This window comes from Stenotrophomonas sp. PS02297 (genome assembly GCF_029959705.1).
GTDB classification, from domain to species: domain Bacteria; phylum Pseudomonadota; class Gammaproteobacteria; order Xanthomonadales; family Xanthomonadaceae; genus Stenotrophomonas; species Stenotrophomonas nitritireducens.
Map to the genome: position 1 here is coordinate 1 of NZ_JASCOS010000206.1, position 3,412 is coordinate 3,412.

The 3,412-nt window shown below is 68.6% G+C and carries 4 protein-coding genes; 3 read left to right on the forward strand and 1 reads right to left on the reverse strand.

What is annotated here, in order from left to right:
• Window positions 1-120 precede the first annotated feature (120 nt).
• Complete coding sequence (locus QMX80_RS18820) at window positions 121-762, reverse strand: OmpW family outer membrane protein (protein ID WP_282278699.1); 642 nt, start codon at window positions 760-762, stop codon at window positions 121-123.
• 157 nt (window positions 763-919) lie between these two features.
• Here QMX80_RS18820 and QMX80_RS18825 point away from each other — a divergent pair, with 157 nt between their 5' ends.
• From QMX80_RS18825 to QMX80_RS18835, 3 genes are all read left to right on the forward strand, one after another.
• Window positions 920-1,498 (forward strand): DNA-deoxyinosine glycosylase, encoded by a 579-nt coding sequence (locus tag QMX80_RS18825; protein ID WP_082443675.1) that lies wholly within the window; start codon window positions 920-922, stop codon window positions 1,496-1,498.
• Window positions 1,499-1,695: 197 nt separating this feature from the next.
• Window positions 1,696-3,072: a dihydrolipoyllysine-residue acetyltransferase gene (gene aceF, locus QMX80_RS18830; RefSeq protein WP_282278700.1), complete on the forward strand. Its 1,377-nt coding sequence runs from the start codon at window positions 1,696-1,698 to the stop codon at window positions 3,070-3,072.
• 16 nt (window positions 3,073-3,088) lie between these two features.
• The coding region (locus QMX80_RS18835) for a biotin/lipoyl-containing protein (RefSeq protein WP_345782402.1) at window positions 3,089-3,412 on the forward strand (324 nt) is incomplete at its 3' end.

Sequence of the window (3,412 nt, forward strand, 5' to 3'; positions counted from 1 at the left end):
CTGCAGTGGAGCGAAGACGGCAACCCCTGACGTTACCGGTGCGTCGCCGTGGTCCCTGAACGCGGCAGGCACGGATCGCGGACGATCCGTGCCTGCCGGCAAGCCATGTTGTCGCGTGGATCAGAAGCGGGCGCCGATGCCGAAGCCCACGGTCCACGGGTCCAGCTTCAGCTTCTCGCCGGTACCGGCGCCGGCCACGCTCAGTTCCGGGCGCGCGTGCATGTAGCGCGCGTCGGCACGGGCGAACCAGGTCGAGTTGATGTTCATGTCCAAGCCGACCGTGCCGATCGCGCCCTTGGCGGTGCGCAGGCCGACGTGGTCGCCGCTGGCGTCCAGGCCGTCGATCTTCTCGTTGCTGAAGTTCGACTCGTAGTAACCGGCACCCACAAACGGGCGGAACACGTTGTCGGCGGCGCCGAAGTGGTACTGCGCGCTGAGCGCCAGCGGCTGCTGCTCGACGGTGCCGGCCTTGGCGCCGCTGCTGGTGCGCACGCGATGGTCGAACTTGTCGGCCGCGCCCCACAGTTCGACGGCGATGTTGTCGTTGAAGTAGTAGCTGGCGCTCACGGTCGGCGCCGGGCCGCCGTCGAACTTCTTGATGCCATCTGCCGGGTCGTTCTTCGGCTGCAGCAGGGTCACGCCGCCGACGACGGCGAAATGCTTGCCGGACGCGGTGTCGGTGCCGGCGTCCTGCGCGAACGCGGCGGGCGAAAGCGCCAGGGCGCCAAGGACGGCAAGACTCATGATCTGGGTGGTACGCATGGGTTACTCCTCGTAGTGCTCTCGGGATTGCGTTGTTATCGAGGCCCTCGTTCGGGGCGGCCACATCCTCGCCGCGGCAGGATGAATCGATCCGCACGCGCGGCGCGACGCAGGCGCAGGCGTTCAGGGAAAATGGGCGCGCGCCTGTAGAACCGGCATGTGCCCGGGAAAGGACATTCATGGAGTTGTGTCGCGCGTGACGAACGAAACGATGCTGCAGGGCCTGCCTGCGCAGGTGAATGAGCGATGCCGCGTGCTGGTGCTCGGCTCGATGCCTGGCATGGCCTCGCTGCAGGCCGCGCGTTACTACGCGCACCCGCGCAACCGTTTCTGGCCGCTGATGGGCGCGCTGTGCGGCTTCGATCCGCAACGGGAGTACGCGGCGCGCCTGGCCTGCCTGCAGCAGGCCGGCGTCGGGTTGTGGGACGTGATCGGCCGTTGCCGGCGGCGCGGCAGCCTGGATGCGGCCATCGTCCGCGGCAGCGAGGTCGCCAACCCGTTGCCGGAACTGGTCCAGGGCCTGCCGCGGCTGCGGGCCATCGCCTGCAACGGCGCTGCGGCGGCGCAGGCGTTCGAACGCCATGTGCATCCGGCGCTGCCGCCCGGGCATGGGTTGACGCTGCTGGCGCTGCCTTCGACCAGCCCGGCCAACGCCGCCTGGTCGTTCGAGCGGCTGCTGGGCGAGTGGACACGGCTGTCGCCGTGGTTGCCGGTGGCGGAACACTCCGTCCCCTGAGCGGCTGGCCGCGGGGGACAACCCCGGACAGGCGGCAGGCCAGCGGCGCCCGCGACAGGGCGGCCGCGTCCATGGCCAGCGGGGGATGGCGTGCCCTTGTCCGTGGACATACGTAGGCGAATCCAGCGGCGGCGGTTGGCGCTGCGGCGCGCTGGCGCCACAATAGAGGTTTCCCTCACTGTTGCTGGAGTTGTTTCATGGCCGAAATCAAGGAAGCAGTTGTCCCCGATATCGGTGACTACAGCGACATCCCGGTGATCGAGGTGCTGGTCGCCGTCGGCGATACGGTGAAGAAGGACCAGGGCCTGGTGACGCTGGAGTCGGACAAGGCGACGATGGAAGTGCCGTCGGCCGTGGCCGGCGTGGTCAAGGAAATCAAGGTCAAGGTCGGCGACACCCTGTCCGAGGGCAAGGTCGTGGCCCTGATCGAAGTGGCCGAGGAGGCCGCCAGGCCGGCCGCCGCTGCCGCGCCGGCCGCTCCGGCCAAGGTCGAACCGAGCGCTGAAACCGGCGCCAGGGTCGAGCCGGTGGCAGTGGCCCCGGTGCCGGACAAGCTGGCACAGCGCGAGATCCGGCAGGAGGAATCCGTTTCCGCCGGCAAGCCGGCCAGCCCGCCGGTGCAGTTCAATGCCGAAGGCGTGCTGCCGTCCAACGTGCCCTATGCCAGCCCGGCGGTGCGCGTGTTCGCCCGCGAGCTGGGCGTGGACCTGGCCCAGGTGGCTGGCACCGAGAAGGGCGGCCGCATCACCAGGTCCGACGTGCAGAAGTTCGTCAAGGGCGCGCTGAGCGGTGGTGTGCCGGCGGCGGCCGGCGGCGCCGCCGCTGCTGGCGGCGGCCTGAACCTGCTGCCGTGGCCGAAGGTGGACTTCAGCAAGTTCGGCGAGACCGAGGTCCAGCCGCTGTCGCGCATCAAGAAGATCTCCGGTGCCAACCTGGCGCGCAACTGGGCGATGATCCCGCACGTCACCCAGTTCGATCAGGCCGACATCACCGACCTGGAAGCCCTGCGCGTGGCGCTGAACAAGGAAAACGAGAAGGCCGGCATCAAGCTGACCATGCTCGCCTTCCTGATCAAGGCCAGCGCCGCGGCGCTGAAGAAGTTCCCCGAGTTCAACGCTTCGCTGGATGCCAGCGGCGAGAACCTGACCCTGAAGAAGTACTTCCACATCGGTTTCGCCGCCGACACGCCGAACGGCCTGGTCGTGCCGGTGATCCGCGACGTGGACAAGAAGGGCGTGGTGCAGATCGCGCAGGAAACCGGCGAACTGGCCAAGAAGGCGCGCGACGGCAAGCTCGGCCCGGCCGACATGAGCGGCGGCTGCTTCTCGATCAGCTCGCTGGGCGGCATCGGCGGCACCGCGTTCACGCCGATCGTCAATGCACCGGAAGTGGCGATCCTCGGCGTGTCCAAGTCGTCGATCCAGCCGGTCTGGAACGGCAAGGAATTCGCGCCCAAGCTGCTGTTGCCGCTGTCGCTGAGCTACGACCACCGGGTCATCGACGGTGCGCTGGCCGCGCGCTTCACCACGTACCTGTCGCAGGTGCTGGCCGACATGCGCCGCGTGCTGCTCTGACCCGAGGACTTGAAAGATGGCGAACACGATTGAAATCAAAGTCCCCGATATCGGCGATTACAGCGCGGTGCCGGTGATCGAGATCCTGGTGGCCGTGGGCGATACGGTGGCCAAGGACCAGGGCCTGGTGACGCTGGAATCGGACAAGGCGACGCTGGAAGTGCCGTCCTCGGCCGCCGGCGTGGTCAAGGAGATCAAGGTCAAGCTCGACGACAAGCTGTCCGAGGGCGACGTGGTGGTGGTGCTGGAAGCAGAAGGCGCGGCCGCCGCGGCTGCACCGGTGCCTGCCGCCACTGCCCCGGCCGCCCAGCCGGCCGCTGCGGCCGCCCCGGCGGCGGTG